Consider the following 17,119-nt stretch of genomic DNA (forward strand, 5'->3'; position numbering starts at 1 on the left):
GGCATGGCGCGTTTTGGTCCTCAGTATTCCGACCCTGCCCGGTCCGCTTGAGCAGGGCCGATTCGTTTAAAGCCGGTCGGGCCGGCGATGCGTCAGCCCTTCGGCCTGAAGCTTTCGAGCGCCTGGCGCAGGTTCTGTCCGGCGCCGGCAAGCGTTGTTTCGGCAGTGGCGACATGATCGGCACCGGCGGCAAGCAGGATGGCGATCTTCACAGAGCCGGAGGCCGTCTCGAGATGACGGGCAGCCTCGGTCGCATCGATGCCGGCAATATCGGAGACGATGCGCACGGCGCGGCCGCGCAGCTTGGCATTGTCGGCCTTCAGATTGACCATGTGGCCGTCATAGACATGGCCGAGGCGAATGCCGACCAGCGTCGAGAACATGTTGAAGGCGATCTTCTGCGCCGTGCCGGCACCCATGCGGGTCGAGCCTGAAATAACTTCCGGCGGCGTCTGCAACAGGATCGAGACATCGGCATCCTTGAAAAGCGCCGCACCCGGATTGTTGGCGACGGCGACGATGCGGGCGCCGCGGCCACGGGCCTCGTCGAGCGCTGCAAGCGTATAGGGCGTGGAACCGCTTACCGAAATCGCAACGAGACAATCGCCGGCGCCGATGCCGGCCCTTGCCACATCCCCTCGCCCAAGCTCGATATCGTCCTCATAGCCGCCGGCAAGATCGGTAAGGCTTGCAGCACCGCCGGCAAGCAGCACGACGATCTTGTCGTGGGCGATGCCGTAGGTGCCCGGAAGCTCCAATGCATCGGCCATCGCCATCAGGCCGGAGCTGCCGGCGCCAGCATAGACAAGACGTCCGCCGGACGACAGCACGCCGGCTGCGATTTCGGCGGCCGCGGCAATGCTTTCGATCGCGCCGTCGACAGCCTTGGCGGCTGCCTGCTGGCCCGCCGCCAGAAGGCGCAGTACCGTCTGCGGATGGGCTGCATCCAGGCCGATGGCTCCATCATGACGCTCTTCAGTTTTCACGGATGGCTCGCTCCCAAGTTCCTCTGCCGCAAATTAATGCCAAAAAAATACCAATTGTCCAGAAAAAATTAATGAGAGAATGCAAAAAAGTTCACGTCAAAAAAATTATCGTTTAATTTCAAATATTTATATTTGAATTCAGAAAATCAGAGAATTTTGCTTGGTTAATGGTATTTTTTTGGTATCATCATTTTCGGAGGTACCCATGCCACACTATATTCTCGGAATCGATGGCGGCGGAACGAGCTGCCGGGCTGCAGTCGCAGGGATCGACGGCCGTATTCTCGGCCGCGGCAAGAGCGGGGCCGCCAACATCCTGACGGACCCCGATACGGCGCTCATCCATATTGTCGGCGCAGCGAAAGCCGCCTTCGAGGAAGCCGGTATCGATCCCGACGGCTTTGCCACCACCGACGCCCTCGTGGGCGTGGCCGGAAGCAATGCAGGCGATGCCGTGCATTATGTCAAGAAGCGGCTGCCCTTTGCTCGTGCCGATATCGAATCCGACGGCCTGATCGCGCTCCAGGGCGCGATCGGCGACCACGACGGCGCCGTCGCAATCCTCGGTACCGGCAGCATCTATATCTCCCGAAAGGGCCAAGACGTCTCCTATATCGGCGGCTGGGGCTTCAAGGTCGGCGATCTCGGCAGCGGCGCCCGCCTCGGCCATGCGCTGCTGCAGGAAAGCCTGCTCGCCCATGACGGCATCCATCCGCCCTCGCCCTTGACGGAGGAAGTGATGACGGAATTCGACCAAAGCCCGAGCGCCGTCGTAGAATTCGCGCGGCTTGCCTCTCCCGGCGGCTTCGGCCGCTATGCGCCGAAGGTCTTTGCCCATGCCGAACGCCAGGACCCGGTCGCGTTGGCGCTTTTGAAAGCAGCGGCACAGACGATCAACGAAGCGCTCGACGTGGTCGTGGCGCGCGGAAGCCGGCGGATCTCGCTGCTCGGCGGGCTTGCGCCGCTCTATCGCCCCTGGCTTGCCGAGCGGCACCAGCCGCTGTTCGTCGAGCCCGAGGCCGATGCCCTGACCGGCTCGGTGGCGCTGGCCGCGAAACGGTTCGTCACCGATACGGAGGTTCGCGCATGACCCAGCATCTCCAGGCCATCCTCCCGCTCGAAGGGCTGCAGGCCGGCGGTTCCGGCCCGCTTTACCTGAAACTCAGGCAATCGCTGGAAGAGGCGATCCTGTCGGGCAAGCTCAACCATGGAGACGCGCTTCCACCGGAACGTGATCTTGCCGACTATGCCAGCATCAGCCGCGTCACCGTGCGCAAGGCGGTGGACGATCTGGTTCGCGACGGGTTGCTGATGCGCCGTCACGGATCGGGCACCTTCGTCGTCAAGCCGGTGAGCCGCGTGCAGCAATCGCTGTCGCGCCTCACCTCCTTTACCGAGGACATGGCCCGGCGCGGCCTCAACACCCGCGCGCAATGGATCGAGCGCGGCCTGTTCCAGCCCTCGCCGGATGAGATCATGACGCTCGGCCTGCCCGCCGACGGCCTCGTTGCCCGTCTCGGCCGCCTGCGCATCGCCGACGACATGCCGCTCGCCATCGAGCGGGCGAGCATTTCGGCCGAATTCCTGCCGGACCCCAGCCGGGTGACGTCGTCGCTCTATGCGGAACTCGACAAGACCCGGTCGCGGCCGGTGCGCGCCGTACAGCGCATTTCCGCCTGCAGCCTGAAGGACCCCGACGCCGCCATGCTCGGCGTCGCTCCGGGCTCCGCCAGCCTTTCCATCGAGCGCATCTCCTACCTCGCCTCCGGCCGGGTGGTGGAATTCACCCGCTCCCTTTACCGCGGCGACGCCTATGATTTCGTCGCCGAACTCACCCTTTCGGACTCCTGACCCACCCCGAGAAAGAGGCAAAGACATGCAGACCAATATGCGGCGCGAAATCGACGAAATCCCCGAGGCGGCGGCCCGTGTGCTCGACCGTTCGGGCGAGGTCATCCGCAAGGCGGGCGCGGCCCTGCGCGAAAAGAACCCCGCTTTTCTCGTCACCATCGCGCGCGGCTCCTCCGACCACGCCGCCCTCTTCCTGAAATATGCGATCGAGCTTTCGACCGGCCGTCCCGTAGCATCGCTTGGTCCGTCGCTCGCCTCGATCTACGGTGCCAAGATCGAGCTTGCAGGCGCCGCCTCGATCGCCATCTCCCAATCCGGCAAGAGCCCGGACATCGTGGCGATGGCAGACGCGGCCACCAAGGCCGGAGCGGTGACGATCGCGCTCACCAATACCCTGCCCTCGCCGATTGCCGAGGCCAGCATCCACGCGCTCGATATCCAGGCCGGCCCTGAAATCGCCGTCGCGGCCACCAAGTCCTATGTCAACTCCATCGTTGCCGGCCTCGCGATTCTGGCCGAATGGACGGGCGACGAGGCGCTGCGCGCCGCCGTTCAGGCCTTGCCCGGCCATTTTGAAAAGGCCGTGAAGCTCGACTGGCAGGTGCTGGCCGATAATCTCGGCGAGGCGGAATCGCTCTACATGCTCGGCCGCGGCCCCGCGCTGGCGATCGCTTCGGAAGCGGCGCTGAAATTCAAGGAAACCTCCGGCATGCACGCGGAAGCCTATTCGGCGGCGGAAGTGCTGCATGGGCCGGTGGCGCTGGTCGAGCGCCGCTTCCCGGTGATCGGCCTTGCCGCCCGCGATGCCGCGGAAAGCTCGGTCGTCGATATCGTCGACGGGCTCGGCGCCAAAGGCGCGCTTGCCTTCGGCACCTCCGCGAAGCTCAAGACCGCGACACAGCTGCCCTTCGTCGCGACCGGTCATCCGATCACCGACGCGCTGACGCTGATCCTGCCCTTCTACGGCTTCGTCGAAGCCTGGTCGCGCTCCCGCGGCCTGAACCCCGATGCACCGGTGGCCCTGAAGAAAGTGACGGAGACGAGATGAGCGCTCAAACCGCAATCACCGGCGCCCGCATCTTCGACGGCGAGACCTGGCATGAGAGCAAGGCTCTGCTGGTCGAAAACGGCAAGGTCGCCGATATCCGCCCCGAAAGCGCCCTGCCCGCCGGTGTCGAGAAAATCGCCGCCGACGGCAAGCTGGTCGTGCCCGGCTTCATCGACCTGCAGGTCAATGGCGGCGGCGGCGTGCTGCTCAACCACCAGCAGGATGTCGAGGCGATCCGCACGATCTGCGCCGCCCATGCGAAATTCGGCACGACCGCGCTTTTGCCGACGCTGATCACCGACGCGTTCGAAGTCCGCGCCCGGACGATTGCAGCGGGGATCGCGGCACGGAAGGCCGGCGTGCCCGGCTTCCTCGGCCTGCATCTGGAAGGCCCCCACCTGTCGGTCGCCCGCAAGGGCGTGCACGATCCGTCGCTGATCCGGCCGATGGACGAGGCCGACCTGCAGGCGCTGCTCGGCTGCGCCGACGCGTTTGAGGCCCTGATGGTGACGGTGGCGCCGGAAAACACGACGATCGAGCAGGTCGCAGCACTAGCGAAAACCGGCATCGTCGTCAGCCTCGGCCATACGGATGTCGGCTACCAGACGGTGAAAGCCTATGCACAAGCCGGCGCCCGCACGATCACCCATCTCTTCAACGCCATGAGCCAGCTCGGCAACCGCGAGCCCGGCGTCGTCGGTGCTGCCATCGATATCGGCAGCCTTTATGCCGGCCTGATCGCCGATGGCTTCCACGTCGATCCCGCGAGCATGGGAACCGCCTTGCGTGCCAAGCGCGGCCCCGGCAAGATCTTCCTCGTCACCGACGCCATGTCGACCATCGGCTCGGACCAGACCGGCTTCTTCCTCAACGGCCGCGAGATCTTCCGCAAGGACGGCCGCCTGGCGCTCGCCGACGGCACGCTGGCCGGCGCCGATATCGACATGCTGTCTTCGGTACGCTTCGCCCACGAAAAGCTCGATATCTCGCTGGAAGAAACGCTGCGCATGGCCTCCGTCTATGCCGCCGAAGCCATGCGGGTCGATGACCACAAGGGACGCCTGACAGCCGGCTACGACGCCGATTTCGTCGTGCTGACCGAAGGCCTCGACCTCACCGCCACCTATATCGGCGGCACCTGCGTTCACAGCGCTTGACGCAACTCAAACCAGCCGCCTTCGGGCGGCTGGTTATGCCGAGAGGCTTTCCTTCAAGGCCCTGACGGTCGCCGCGTCCGTGTGACGGGCCTTTTCGCCGCAAAAACCCATCGAAACCAGGCGTGCATTCTCTTCCCGCACCGCGACGGAGCAGGAGGAGTGCAACTCGTCGACGCCGAGCCTTTGGCGGAGCAGGCCGGCATTGGCAATTGAAACGCCCGAACCCGGCATGATCGACAGGCGCCCGGCGGAATGGGCGACGATCTCGGCCAGCGCATCGATGCCCGCGACGGCGGATGTCTGCCCACCCGAGGTCAGGATGCGTTCGAAACCGATCTCGATGGCGGTTTCGAGCGCCTCGGTAAAATCCGGGACCAGATCAAAGGCGCGGTGCAGCGTCAGCCCCAAGCCTTCCGCATGGGCGGCAAGCCGGCGCAACAACTCGGCATCCAGACGGCCGTCGGGCAGGTTTGCGCCGAGCACGACGCCGGCAAGGCCGGCGCGGCGGGCGGCATCGATATCCCATAGCATGGTATCTATCCCGCCGGCATCGAAGACGAAGCCGCCCGCCCAGGGGCGGATCATCGCATAGACCGGGATCGGCGCTTTCGCCGCATAGGCCATCAGGCCCGGCGGCGGCGTCAGCCCGCCGGTGGCGAGCGCGGCGCAAAGCTCGATGCGATCGGCCCCGCCGGCAACGGCGGCGTCGACGCCGGCCGCATCATCGACGCAAACTTCGAGACGGCATCCACTCATCAACGTTTCTCCCCGGCCTGAAGGCCCAGCAATGCCGCGCCGATCAGGCCCGGCTCGATCTGCAATTCTCCCGGCACGACCAGCGGCCGCTCGAAGCGCCGCAGCGTGCGGGTGCGTACCGTGCTGTCGATCAGCGCAATCAGCGCCGGAACCTTCGACAGCCCGCCGCCGACCGGAACGATCGTCGCGCCGGTGATATTGATGGTGAGTGCGAGCGGCGAGCTGACGAGATCGACAAGCACGTCTATGGTGCGTGCCGCATCCGCATCACCCTCTTCCCAGCGGGCGGTGATCTCGGCGCTGGTCAGCGAGACATCGTGCAGCAGCTTGTGCAGCCGCTCCATGCCGCGCGCCGCGCCGACGGAATCGACGCAGCCGCGCTGGCCGCAGCCGCAATCGAAATAGGGAATATCGACCGGCGGATTGCCGGCCCGCAGCGCCACCGCCTGGCCATGGCCCCACTCGCCGGCAAAACCGCCATCGGCATTGATGAGGTGGCCGTCAACTACCAGCCCGCCGCCGATACCTGTGCCGAAGATCGCGCCGAGCACGATGCGGTGGCCGCGGCCGGCGCCGAGGCCGGCTTCGGCGAGCGCGAAACAATCGGCATCATTGGCGATCAGTACCGGCAGGCCGAGCCTTTCGGAAAGATCGTCCGCAAGCCTGCGGCCATCGATGCAAGGGATGTTGGCGCAGGTAATTTTTTGAGTTTCCGGGTCGATGACGCCGGTGATCGAGATCGCCACGCGCTGCGGCCTTGCAGGCAGACCATCGATGGAGGCTTTCAGGACCGATACGAAATCGTCGAAGCTTTTGAGCGGCGTCACCTCGCGCGAGAGCGTGACGATATGGTCAGGCGTTTCCGCGTAAGCCGTCTTGATGGCGGAGCCGCCGATGTCGAAACAGGCGATCATGGTTCCCCCCGGATGACGGCTTCAGCGGCAAGGGCGGCCGACAGCAGGTGCTCGTCGTCATTGCGGCGGGCCGACAGCAGGAAACCCACGGGCATGCCGGCATCGCCCGTTCCACAAGGGATGGAAATGCCGCAGCCATCCAGCACATTGCCGATCGTCGTGTTGCGCAGGGTCTTGAGGTTGGTCCGGCCGAAGAGATCGGGATCGGCATCGAGCGGGGCGATGGCCGGCGCCACATGCGGCACGGTCGGATGCACGATCAGTTCGTCCGGCGCGAAGGAGGCTTCGAAGGCGGCGATCAGCCGCTGACGCTCGGTAAGGATGGCGATGTAGTCCGGCGCGGTGATCTTCTCGCCCAGGCGGATGCGGGCGGCGATACGCGGGTCGATGCGGTCCGCCTCCGGGCTTTGCAGCCGTTCACGATGCAGCGCATAGGCTTCCGCCACCACCAACGCGCCGTGGCGCGCGGCAAGGGCATAGACTTCGGAAAAGACCGGGAACGGGCGCCTGACGATACGGGCGCCAGCCGCGGAAAGCCGCTCCAGAGCCTGCTCGAAAGCGGCGACGACGCCGGCTTCCGCCTCGTCGAAGACCACCGTTTCGGCGACGACGAGCTTGAGACGCTCAAGGCCGCCGCGCCGGACAGGCGATGCCGTCAACCCGCGCATCGCCGCGTCGATCCAGATGGCATCCTGCACCGTGCGGGTGAGCGGACCGATGGAATCGAGGCTCGTCGCCAGCGGAAAGACACCCTGCATCGAGTAGCGGCCGCGGGTGGGCTTGTAGCCGACGATACCGGTAAAGGCGGCGGGAATGCGGATCGAGCCGCCCGTATCCGTGCCCATCGCCGCCGGCAACAGCCCGGCTGCGACCGCGACGGCCGAACCGGACGAAGAGCCGCCGGCAATGCGCGGCACGTCGGTCGAGGCCGGATTTTCCGGCGTGCCGAAATGCTTGTTGATGCCGAGGCCCGAAAAGGCGAATTCGCTCAGATTGGTGCGACCTATGCTGACCATGCCCGCGGCGCGCAGGGCGGAAACCACCTCGGCATCCTTCGCGGCGCGAGCATTTTCCATCATGGAGGCAGAGGCGGCCATGGTGACGCTGCCCTCTGTATCGAACAGGTCCTTCCAGGCAAAGGGGATGCCGTCGAGCACGCCCAGCGACCGGCCCTCGGCAAGGCGCTTTGCGGCCGCCTGCGCTTCGGCTCGCGCCCGCTCCGGCAGAAGCGCGGTAAAGACGGTGCGATCCGCATAGCCGGCTATCTTTTCCAGAACCGCTTCCGTCAGGACGACGGCATCGAGCGCGCCCGTCTGCAGCAAGGCGCTGAGCCCCGCAATGGAGCGGTTTACGGCAATTTCGCCCATTCTCTGTTCTCCGTATCGGCTTTGCCCGGCACCTTATCGCCATCAGCCGGATTTTGCAGCGTTTTCGGTTATCGCACACATGATTTTTGCGCGATCTTGCCGCCGGTTGCGCGCCTGCCTACATGCTAGGTCACAACGGAGATACACGAGCATGATATTCGACGCGGCACGGCTCGCCTTCAGCAATCTCTTCGCGCCGGAGACGCGCTCGGTTCTGTGGAAGGTGATCGGTCTCACTTTGCTGGTGCTTGCCGGCCTCTGGCTCGGATTGCGGGAAAGCTTCCTTTATTTTGCCATGCCCTTCATCGACCAGTGGATGCCGGGCACGCCCGGCTGGGCGGGCTGGCTAACCTTCGTGCTCGGGCTGTTCGCGAGCTTCGGCCTGGCGCTGGGGCTTGCGCTGCTGATGGCGCCGGTGACGGCGCTGATCGCCGGCTTCTTCCTCGATGAGGTCGCGGAGGCCGTCGAACGCCGCGATTATCCCACCGATCCGACCGGCCGGGCGCTGCCGCTCGGGGAAGCGATGCTCGCCACGGTCAAATTCCTCGGCGTGGTGATCGCCGGCAACCTGCTTGCCCTGTTCCTGCTGCTGGTGCCGGGCATCAACCTCGTCGCCTTCTTCCTCGTCAACGCCTATCTGCTCAGCCGCGAATATTTCGAATTCGCCGCCATGCGCCATCTGCCGCCGGAAGCCGCGCGGGAGTTCCGCGCCAAGCACGCGCGCACGGTTCTCGGCGCCGGCATCATTATTGCCGCCTTCCTTGCCGTGCCCATCCTGAACCTCGCCACGCCGCTCTTTGCCGGCGCGATGATGGTGCACCTCTACAAGCGCCTCGCCGCCCGCGATCCGGAATTTCACCGCCTATGGATTAGACAAAAAATCTAATATTGACATTTTGTATTTTTGACAGCATGGATGGGCCATGACGAGCCCGATCCATGCCCATATTCCCGTTGCCGACGCGATTGCCCGGCTGTTCTTCCCCCATGTCGAAGTCGTGCTCCATGACCTCGACACCGGACAGATCGCCCATATCGCCAACGGCTATTCCAAGCGCCGCCCCGGCGATGCCTCACTGAACGATGACGGCATCAGCGCGGAAGGCGAGGCCGATATCATCGGCCCCTATGCCAAGCGCAACTGGGATGGCCGGCGGTTGAAATCGATCACCGCCGTCCTACGAGATACGGATGGAAAGGCGATCGGCCTGTTCTGCATCAACCAGGATATCGAGACCTTTGCCGCGCTTGGCGACCAGCTTAAAGCCCTGACGACCCTGCCGGACCCTGCGCCCGCCGCCTCACCGCTGATGGCCGGAGATTGGCGCGAGACGATCAACGGCGTGATCGGCGACTATCTTTCCGAGCGCAATACCGCTCTTGCCGGTCTTGCCAGCGGCGATATCGACGACCTGCTGCTGCGCCTCGAAGCGCGCGGCATCTTCGAAATCCGCAACGCGGTGCCTTACGTCGCCGAAATCCTGCGCCTGTCGCGCGCCACCATCTACAACCGCCTCGCCGCCGCCCGCAGCCGGCGCCAGCCTTCCGGAGAAACCGCATGACGAACGCCGCCCGCCCGATGCGCGATTTCGCGCTCGAAGCCTATATGTCGAAATGGGAATTCGTCGCCCGCTACAATCTGACGGGCTCGAATGCCGAAAGCCTTCGCCTGCCCGACCTCATCGCCATGGCCGACGACAGCGAGCGCGAAGAATTCGAGAACCTCAGCCTCAGCTACACCCAGACCTACGGTGCCCCGGCGCTGCGGGCGGAAATCGCCCGCACCTACGCGACTGTCGCGCCCGAAGACGTCATCTGCTTTGCCGGCGCCGAAGAGGGCATCTACATCGCCATGAAAGTGCTCCTACAGCCGGAAGACCATGCGATCGTCGTCACGCCGAACTATCAGGCGGCCGAGACGATCCCGCTTTCCATCTGCGCCGTCAGCGGCGTGGCGCTCGACGAGGACGACGACTGGTCGCTCGATATCGGCAAGGTCGAGGCGGCGATCCGCCCGAACACCAAGCTGATCTCCATCAACTTCCCCAACAACCCGACCGGCAAGATCATTCCGCGCGAAACCTTCGATGCGCTGGTGGCGCTCTGCCGCAAACACAGCATCTGGCTTTTCAGCGACGAGGTTTACCGGCTGATCGAGCGCGCGCCGGAACTGCGCCTGCCGCAGGCTGCCGATGTCTACGAGCGCGGTCTGTCGCTCAACGTCATGTCGAAGGCCTATGGCCTGCCGGGGCTGCGCATCGGCTGGATCGCCTGCACGGACCGGGCTCTGCTGCAGCGCTTCGAGCGCTACAAGCATTATCTGTCGATCTGCAATTCCGCCCCATCGGAAGTGCTGGCACGGATCGCCTTGCGCAATCGCGAGACCGTGCTTGCCCGCACCCGCGGCGTCGTCGAAGGCAACATCGCCCTCCTCGACGATTTCTTCGCCAGCTATCGCCATCTCTTCGACTGGAAGCGGCCGGATGGCGGCTGCGTCGCCTTCATCCGCTACAAGGGGGCGGAAGGTGTCGAGACCTTCACCCAAAAACTGGTGGAGCAAGCCGGCGTTTTCTTCCTGCCGTCGAGTGTCTACCGCTCCGATCTCGGCCCCGTACCGCAGGATCGCCTGCGCATCGGCTTCGGCCATCTCGATCTGCCGGAAGGCCTTGCCGCGCTACGGGGTTTCCTGATGCGCAACGACCCTTAACGCTGCGCGAGCAGCAGCACGTAGGACAGCACGGTGACGACGAGACCGTGGAAGGCGAAGCCGACGAAGCGATATTTGCCGCGCGCGATGACCGCCAGCGTATCGATATTGTCGAGATACTGGGAAAATAGATAGGCCGTATCGCCTCTTTGGGCTGCGGCGATGAATTCAACCCGGCCTCGTTCCCAGGTTCCCCAGAACAGCGTCGTGCCGTGACCATTGCGGCGCGGCAGGATGACGAGAATGGCCGAGATCACCGAAAACACCGAGGACAGCGCCAGAAGCGCCGAGGTCAGCATGACGCCCATGTCGCTTTCGGCATAACGCGTCACGGTAAAGACGCCGCGCCCGTCTGCGGAACTGATCAGGAAGGCGAGAAGAAAGGTGAAGATATAGGCGGCTTTCTGGTCCGCCATCTTGATCTGATCGTAGAAGACATCGTTGATCTTCTTTAGATGATCGAAATATTCCCGATTCTGCGCGGAATCCGGTAGTGACGTATTTTCCGCAACCTGAATATTGACGGTGTGCAGTTCCATTGGGGGCTCTTTCGGCTCTGACCTGTTTCCCTCTTATTACACCATCGCTGCAAAGCAACCTGGGTAACACCATCCCGCCTTGACTTTTTCTACCGTGGCGGCCAGTGATCCACTGTGCAATACGGGGAACTTGCATGAAACGCGCACCGATACGGCAGCTTTCTGCGCTGGCTTTACTTTGTCTCGCCTCAACGGCGACGGCCGAACCGCTGCCGCGCAACCTGCCGGCGGCCGGCTCGGTCATCGCCCGCAAGGCCGGCGAAGAAGTTCGTTTCGTCGATGTGTCCAACTGGCGTTATGTCGATCTGCAGCAGGACCTGCTAACCGGCGACGTGCTGCGCACCAATGCCAATGGCCAGTTGGCCGTGCTCTTCGCCGACCGCACCCAGGTCCGCCTCGGCCGCAATACCTCGCTGCTGGTCAAATCGATGCGCCGCGATGGTGATACCGATCTCGAATTGCAATCCGGCACCATCTGGGCGCGCGCCGAGCGCGGCGGCCAAGGGCTGACCGTCGACACACCCGCCGCCGCCGCCGCTATTCGCGGCACCGACTGGACGCTGACCGTCGGCGCCGACGGAAAAACCTCGCTGATCGTGCTGGAAGGCAAGGTCGAGCTGAAGAACGATTTCGGCAGCGTCGAGGTTTCGCAGGGTGAGGGCGCGGTCGCCTCGATCGGCAAGGCGCCGACCAAGATCATCATCGCCAAGCCGAAGGAACGCGAGCAGATGCTGTTCAGCCTGCAGCTGCGCGACAGCTTCCGCTGGATGCCGCCGACGACAATGAAGGCGCAGGAGCAGCGCCAGTCGCGCGACCGCATCGCGGCCGAGCCGGCGGACAGCCGCAGCGCTGAAGACTGGCTGGTGCTGGCCGAAGCCAGCATCACGCTCGAAGGCCGGCAAAAGACCCGCGAAGCGCTCGAGGCGGCCAAGGCCAAGGGGCTGAACCGCAGCCAGCGCGCCCGCGTCACCCTGATGGAAGCGATGATGGCCGGCTCGGAAAACCGCTATGCGGATGCGGCCAAGCTCTTTGCCGAGGCGCAGCGCGGTCTTGATCCGCACCGGGCCAACATCGCCCGCTATGGCGGCTTCATCGCCCGCTCTCTGGCCGACCCCAACCATATCGAAACGCCGCCGGAAGGCGTCGACAGCGCCTCGGCTGCCATCGGCAAGGCTTGGATTACGGGTTTCCGCGATGATGTCCGCACCGCGCTCGATGTGGTGAAGGCGGCCGAGCGCGACAATCCCGATGATGCCATGCTGCCGGCCGGCCGCGCCCAGCTCGCCATCCTGCTTGCAGACGAGGCCGAGGCCAAGGATGCGATCGATCGCGCCTTGACGCTCGATCCCGAAAATCCCGCCGCACTCGATGCCCGAGCAACCTACAAGATGGGGATCGCCTTCGATCGCAAGGGTGCCATCGAGGACCTTCTGCGCGCCGCAAAGGCCGCACCCGGCGATAGCGGCGTCTGGAACACGCTCGGCCTTGCCTATTCCGACCGCGACGACAACCGGAAAGCCGAAGAAGCCTACAAACGGGCGATCGAACTCGATCCGCTCGACCCGCTGCCGCATGCGAACCTTGCCATCCTCTATCTCGACGAGATGCGGATGGAGGAGGCCAAGCGCGAGATCGACCTTGCCATTCAGGTCGATCCGAGCTTCGACATGGTGCTGCTTGCCCGCGGACGCTACCATATCCAGATGGGCGAAATCGAAAAGGGCACACAAGACCTTCTGGCCGCTTCCGCTTCCAATCCCGGAGTGTCGCAGACCCAGCTCCTGCTGGCCGCCGCCCTTTACGCCCGCAAGGAGCGCGAACCAACAGCGCAGGCGCTCGACAATGCAGAGCGGCTCGATCCATACGACCCTATCGTCCCTGTCGTGCGCACGGCGATCGCCATCGACGAATACGATGCCGATACGGCAATCCGCAACGCCCAGGAGATTATGCGTCTGACGCGGGCGCGTGGCGGCGACTATGCGGCGCTCGGCGCCAACCAGACGGCCGGCTCCACCCTCAACGACGCCTTTCGCCTGCAAGGCCTGGATGCCTGGGGGCAATATTACGGCGATGCGGTTTTCGACCCCTTCACCGCCACCAGCTATTTCGACCAGGCGGTGCGCGGCAGCATCAGCCCGTTCCTCAATACCTATTCGACCGCGCTCGCCCCCTGGTCACCGATCGGCAATCAGGACAGCTATTCCGCCTATATCCAGGGCCTGATGCTGGGGCCGCATATGCTGGCCAGCCGAGAGCGCACGACCAACCTTCTCGACGAGCCCTTCTTCGAAACGGAGCTGACCGGCGGCTTCCTGACCGGCGGGCGCGAGACGACCTATACCGGCGGCGCCGAAATCCGCGGGTTCACCTACGAGCCGTTCCCGATCAGCATCCAGGGCGACATTAATTGGAGCCGGCCGCGAGATGAAATCGATGTCGCCACCGGCGATGTCCTCTACAATACCGACATTACCGGCGGGAATGGCTATGTCACCATGTCGCCGACGCCGGATGACCGAATTGTCGCGTTCACCAGCTATGCATCGTCCGACAGCTTTCGCGATGATCCGTCCAGCTTGTTCTATGACACCCTGACCCAGGATAACGATGCGTCTGAACTATCGAGCGGCTTGGCTTGGAGTCATACGTTTGGGTACCAGAACGTTCTCAACGCCGGACTCTTCTACAACGATCAGAGAATCGATTCTCGAACAGATGAATCCGGCATTACATTCACAAACGGCCTTCCCGCCGCCTACTACGGCATCAACCTTGGAGAGGCTCGGGTTCGCAGCTACACGGGCGCCGTCAGCCATATGATTGGCGACGATGATCTCACGTGGCGGTATGGTGTCGAAGGAAGTTTCGTAAGGAGTTTCTCAAGTTCCAAAACAGGCATCGCCTACGATTATTACAATCCCTTTCCCGATGGCATTCCCGACGATGTGGACTACAACGAAGATATCGTCGATACCGACAGCCGCCTTGCCCGCGCCTATATCGACGCACGCTACGAGATCACGCAGCAGTTAACCCTCGAAGCGGCTGCCTTCGGCCGTTTCCTCAATACGGATGACACCAGCATAAGCCGTTTCGAACCGCGTATCGGCCTGGCCTGGAGCCCGCTGGAAAACCACTGGCTGCGCTTCGGCTACATGCGCGAGGGCGAGAATTTTTCCGCGCCCACCCTGGCTCCCATCGGCGTCGTCGGCCTGCAAAGCAACCAAATCGGCCTCAATGGCGAAGGCTACGTCGATACCGTCGCCTTCCGCTGGGATGCGCAGTGGAACGACCGCTTCTTTACCGCCTTCGATTATCAGAGGCAGGAGGCCCACAAGGTCTCGCTCGTGCAGCCGCTGGAAGTCTCTACCCTCGACTTCGACAAGGCCCGCATTGACCGCGCTGCGCTGACTGCCAACCTGGCGCTCGGCCACGGCCTCGGTTTGTCCGCGACCTACGCCCATCTCGATTCGAAAAACCTCGATCCGATCACGGGCGGGGGCTCGCTGGTCTTTGTACCGGATCAGACGGCCGAGATCGCCCTGACCTGGGTGAACACCGCCGACATCAAGATGACGCTGGCGGCGAACTATGTTGGCGAGCGGGCGGGCGATAACGCCGGCGCTGTGCTCGACGATTACTGGACGCTAGACGCAGCGCTGCAATGGGAGCCCTTCGACAAGCAGATCGAACTGGAGCTTTCCGCCTACAACCTGCTCGACGAGGATTTCGAGCTTGCGCCGGGCGTCAAGGGCTGGGGGCCGACGGTCAAGGGCACGCTTTCGGTGCGCTTCTGATGCCGCCCCGAGGGGCAGCCGGGCCGAAAGATCCGGGCCGGAACAAATCGCGGCGGCGGCAGCTTCGTCTCGTGCTGCTCGGTGTGATCACCTCTCTTTCGCTCGCGCTCCTGTCCTATACGTCGCCTTGGTCGCTGCTCGAGCTGCGCAGCTTCGACTATCTGTCGACGCTCAAACCGCCGCCGGTGCCGGAGGACAGCCCGATCGTCGTGGCGATCGACGAACCCTCCATGGCCGAGATCGGTAGCCAGTGGCCCTGGCCGCGGGCGCTTCATGGCCGGCTGATCGAGGCGTTACGGGCCGCAGGCGCGCGGGCGATCGGCTTCGATATCATCTTCGCCGAGCCGGCGGCCGATCCGCAGAACGATGCGGCTTTAGCCACCGCTCTCGGGCCTGACGTGGTGCTCGCCGGTGACGAAAGCCTGATCGTCACACCTCAAGCGGAGCAGTTCATCCGCACCGAACCGCTCGCGGAATTTTCCGCGCAAGGGGCCGCGACCGGCATCGCCTCCGTCCATCTCAGCCGCGACGGCGTCCTGCGCCAGATCCCCGATTACGCCGACGGATTTTCGGCCGTGCTTGCGCATACGGCCGGGCGGAAGGTTTCGCCAACGGCCGGAAACCAGCTGATCCAGATGTTCGGTCCGGCCCGCACCTATCCGACCGTTTCTTACTATCAGGCGCTGAAGCCGGAGGAATTCCTGCCGCCGGGCTTCTTCAGGGATCGCGTCGTCATCGTCGGCCTCAGCCTTCAGAACGCGCCGACGCTGGAAAAGGGCGGCGCCGATACCTTTGCCACCGCCTTTACCGTGCATACCGGCCATCTGGTCGCCGGCGCCGAAATCCAGGCGGCGATCTTCGACAACATCACCCACGACCTGTTCATCAGCCGTGCCGGGCATATGGCGGTGATCGCCGCCATCGCGCTTGCCGCCCTTGCCGCCGCCGCCCTCTGCTGGCGTTCCACCGGGTGGGAGACGGCCGTCGTGACGCTGGTCGTGCTGCCGCTGATGGCGACGGCAAGCTTTGTGGCGCTGATCGGCAGTGCCACTTTCCTGTCGCCCGCAGGCCCCGCCCTGGCGTTCCTGCTCGTCGTTACGGGCCAGGCGACGATCGATTATGCCGCGGAGCGTCGCAGCCGGCGGGAAATCACCGGCGCCTTCTCGCGCTATCTGTCGCCGGCGCTCGTTGCGCGCCTTGCCGATGATCCGAGCCAGCTGAAGCTCGGTGGCGAACGGCGCACCCTGACCATCCTGTTTTGCGACGTGCGCGGCTTCACCACCATCTCCGAAGCGCTGAAGGACGACCCGGAGCAGCTGACGACGCTGATCAACCGGCTTTTGACGCCGCTTTCGGAAATCGTGCTCGAAAGCGGCGGCACCATCGACAAATATATCGGCGACTGCCTGATGGCCTTCTGGAACGCGCCCCTCGACGACCCCGACCACGCCGTCCACGCCGTGGGTGCAGCGCGAAAAATGCTCGCCTCGATGGACGGATTGAATGCCGAACTGAAACGGGAAGCGGATGCGGCCGGCACCAGCCCGCATGTGCTGAAGATCGGCGTCGGCATCAACACGGGCGAGTGCGTCGTCGGCAATATGGGCTCGACCCAGCGCTTCGACTATTCGGTGCTCGGCGACAGCGTCAATCTGGCATCGCGTCTGGAAGGCGAATCCAAGAATTACGGCGTGCCGCTTTTGATCGGCGAGGAGACGGCGCGGCTGGCGGGGCGAGATTTCATCACCGTCGAACTCGACAGCATCAAGGTAAAGGGCCGCACGACGCTATCGCCCGTCTTCACCGTGCTCGACCGGGCGACCCCGGCGGCCCGGATGGAGCATGACGCCCTGTTGAAGCGGAAGTATGAAGGCAGCATCACATCGGACGACGCGGCCTTTGCCCGGCTTTCGGGGGAATTGCCCGAGTTGCAGCGCTACTACGAACTGATGGCCGGTCGCATCGCCTGAGGGGGCCTGGGATAACACCCTTGG

At 64.1% G+C, this 17,119-nt stretch carries 14 protein-coding genes; 9 read left to right on the plus strand and 5 right to left on the minus strand.

Going from position 1 to position 17,119, the window contains the following annotated elements:
- Positions 1-92: 92 nt before the first annotated feature.
- Positions 93-986, minus strand: a complete 894-nt coding sequence (locus ASC86_RS06915; RefSeq protein ID WP_056317942.1) for an N-acetylmuramic acid 6-phosphate etherase — start codon at positions 984-986, stop codon at positions 93-95.
- A 205-nt stretch (positions 987-1,191) separates the two neighbouring features.
- On the opposite strand from ASC86_RS06915, the gene ASC86_RS06920 reads away from it, so the two are divergent.
- The 4 genes from ASC86_RS06920 to nagA are packed head-to-tail and all read left to right on the plus strand — an operon-like array spanning position 1,192 to position 5,042.
- Complete coding sequence (locus ASC86_RS06920; RefSeq protein WP_056317946.1) at positions 1,192-2,076, plus strand: N-acetylglucosamine kinase; 885 nt, start codon at positions 1,192-1,194, stop codon at positions 2,074-2,076.
- A complete protein-coding gene (locus ASC86_RS06925; protein WP_056317948.1) occupies positions 2,073-2,837 on the plus strand; it encodes a GntR family transcriptional regulator in 765 nt (254 codons plus the stop codon). Before ASC86_RS06920 ends, ASC86_RS06925 begins: the two co-directional genes overlap by 4 nt.
- 25 nt (positions 2,838-2,862) lie before the next feature.
- Positions 2,863-3,885 (plus strand): SIS domain-containing protein, encoded by a 1,023-nt coding sequence (locus tag ASC86_RS06930; RefSeq protein WP_056317951.1) that lies wholly within the window; start codon positions 2,863-2,865, stop codon positions 3,883-3,885.
- A complete protein-coding gene (gene nagA, locus ASC86_RS06935; RefSeq protein ID WP_056317955.1) occupies positions 3,882-5,042 on the plus strand; it encodes an N-acetylglucosamine-6-phosphate deacetylase in 1,161 nt (386 codons plus the stop codon). The genes ASC86_RS06930 and nagA overlap by 4 nt, the downstream gene beginning before the upstream one ends.
- Positions 5,043-5,075: 33 nt before the next feature.
- On the opposite strand, the gene ASC86_RS06940 is transcribed toward nagA, so the two are convergent.
- The 3 genes from ASC86_RS06940 to ASC86_RS06950 are packed head-to-tail and all read right to left on the minus strand — an operon-like array spanning position 5,076 to position 8,079.
- Positions 5,076-5,798, minus strand: a complete 723-nt coding sequence (locus ASC86_RS06940) for a copper homeostasis protein CutC (RefSeq protein WP_056317958.1) — start codon at positions 5,796-5,798, stop codon at positions 5,076-5,078.
- A complete protein-coding gene (locus ASC86_RS06945) occupies positions 5,798-6,712 on the minus strand; it encodes an ROK family protein (protein ID WP_056317960.1) in 915 nt (304 codons plus the stop codon). The genes ASC86_RS06940 and ASC86_RS06945 overlap by 1 nt, the downstream gene beginning before the upstream one ends.
- Positions 6,709-8,079, minus strand: coding sequence for an amidase (locus ASC86_RS06950; RefSeq protein ID WP_056317963.1), 1,371 nt, complete (start codon positions 8,077-8,079; stop codon positions 6,709-6,711). The genes ASC86_RS06945 and ASC86_RS06950 overlap by 4 nt, the downstream gene beginning before the upstream one ends.
- A 151-nt stretch (positions 8,080-8,230) precedes the next feature.
- Between ASC86_RS06950 and ASC86_RS06955 the strand changes: the two genes are divergently transcribed.
- From ASC86_RS06955 to ASC86_RS06965, 3 genes are read left to right on the plus strand one after another with little or no spacing between them, the layout of a single operon-like run.
- The gene (locus tag ASC86_RS06955; protein WP_056317966.1) at positions 8,231-8,965 is read left to right on the plus strand and encodes a sulfate transporter family protein; all 735 of its coding nucleotides are present in this window, start codon (positions 8,231-8,233) and stop codon (positions 8,963-8,965) included.
- Positions 8,966-9,002: 37 nt separating this feature from the next.
- Positions 9,003-9,641, plus strand: coding sequence for a PAS domain-containing protein (locus tag ASC86_RS06960; RefSeq protein ID WP_056317969.1), 639 nt, complete (start codon positions 9,003-9,005; stop codon positions 9,639-9,641).
- Complete coding sequence (locus tag ASC86_RS06965; RefSeq protein WP_244477531.1) at positions 9,638-10,786, plus strand: aminotransferase class I/II-fold pyridoxal phosphate-dependent enzyme; 1,149 nt, start codon at positions 9,638-9,640, stop codon at positions 10,784-10,786. The genes ASC86_RS06960 and ASC86_RS06965 overlap by 4 nt, the downstream gene beginning before the upstream one ends.
- Here ASC86_RS06965 and ASC86_RS06970 read toward each other — a convergent pair.
- On the minus strand, positions 10,783-11,325 hold the full coding sequence (locus ASC86_RS06970; RefSeq protein WP_156386913.1) for a Pycsar system effector family protein: 543 nt from the start codon (positions 11,323-11,325) through the stop codon (positions 10,783-10,785). The two genes, ASC86_RS06965 and ASC86_RS06970, sit on opposite strands and share 4 nt — an antisense overlap.
- Positions 11,326-11,459: 134 nt before the next feature.
- On the opposite strand from ASC86_RS06970, the gene ASC86_RS06975 reads away from it, so the two are divergent.
- A complete protein-coding gene (locus ASC86_RS06975) occupies positions 11,460-15,125 on the plus strand; it encodes a FecR domain-containing protein (protein WP_056317973.1) in 3,666 nt (1,221 codons plus the stop codon).
- Entirely contained in the window at positions 15,125-17,095 is a 1,971-nt protein-coding gene (locus ASC86_RS06980; RefSeq protein ID WP_056317977.1) for an adenylate/guanylate cyclase domain-containing protein, read from the plus strand. The genes ASC86_RS06975 and ASC86_RS06980 overlap by 1 nt, the downstream gene beginning before the upstream one ends.
- The last annotated feature ends 24 nt before the right edge of the window (positions 17,096-17,119 follow it).

Origin of the sequence: Rhizobium sp. Root1212 (assembly GCF_001424985.1) — a bacterium.
Lineage (GTDB): Bacteria > Pseudomonadota > Alphaproteobacteria > Rhizobiales > Rhizobiaceae > Pararhizobium.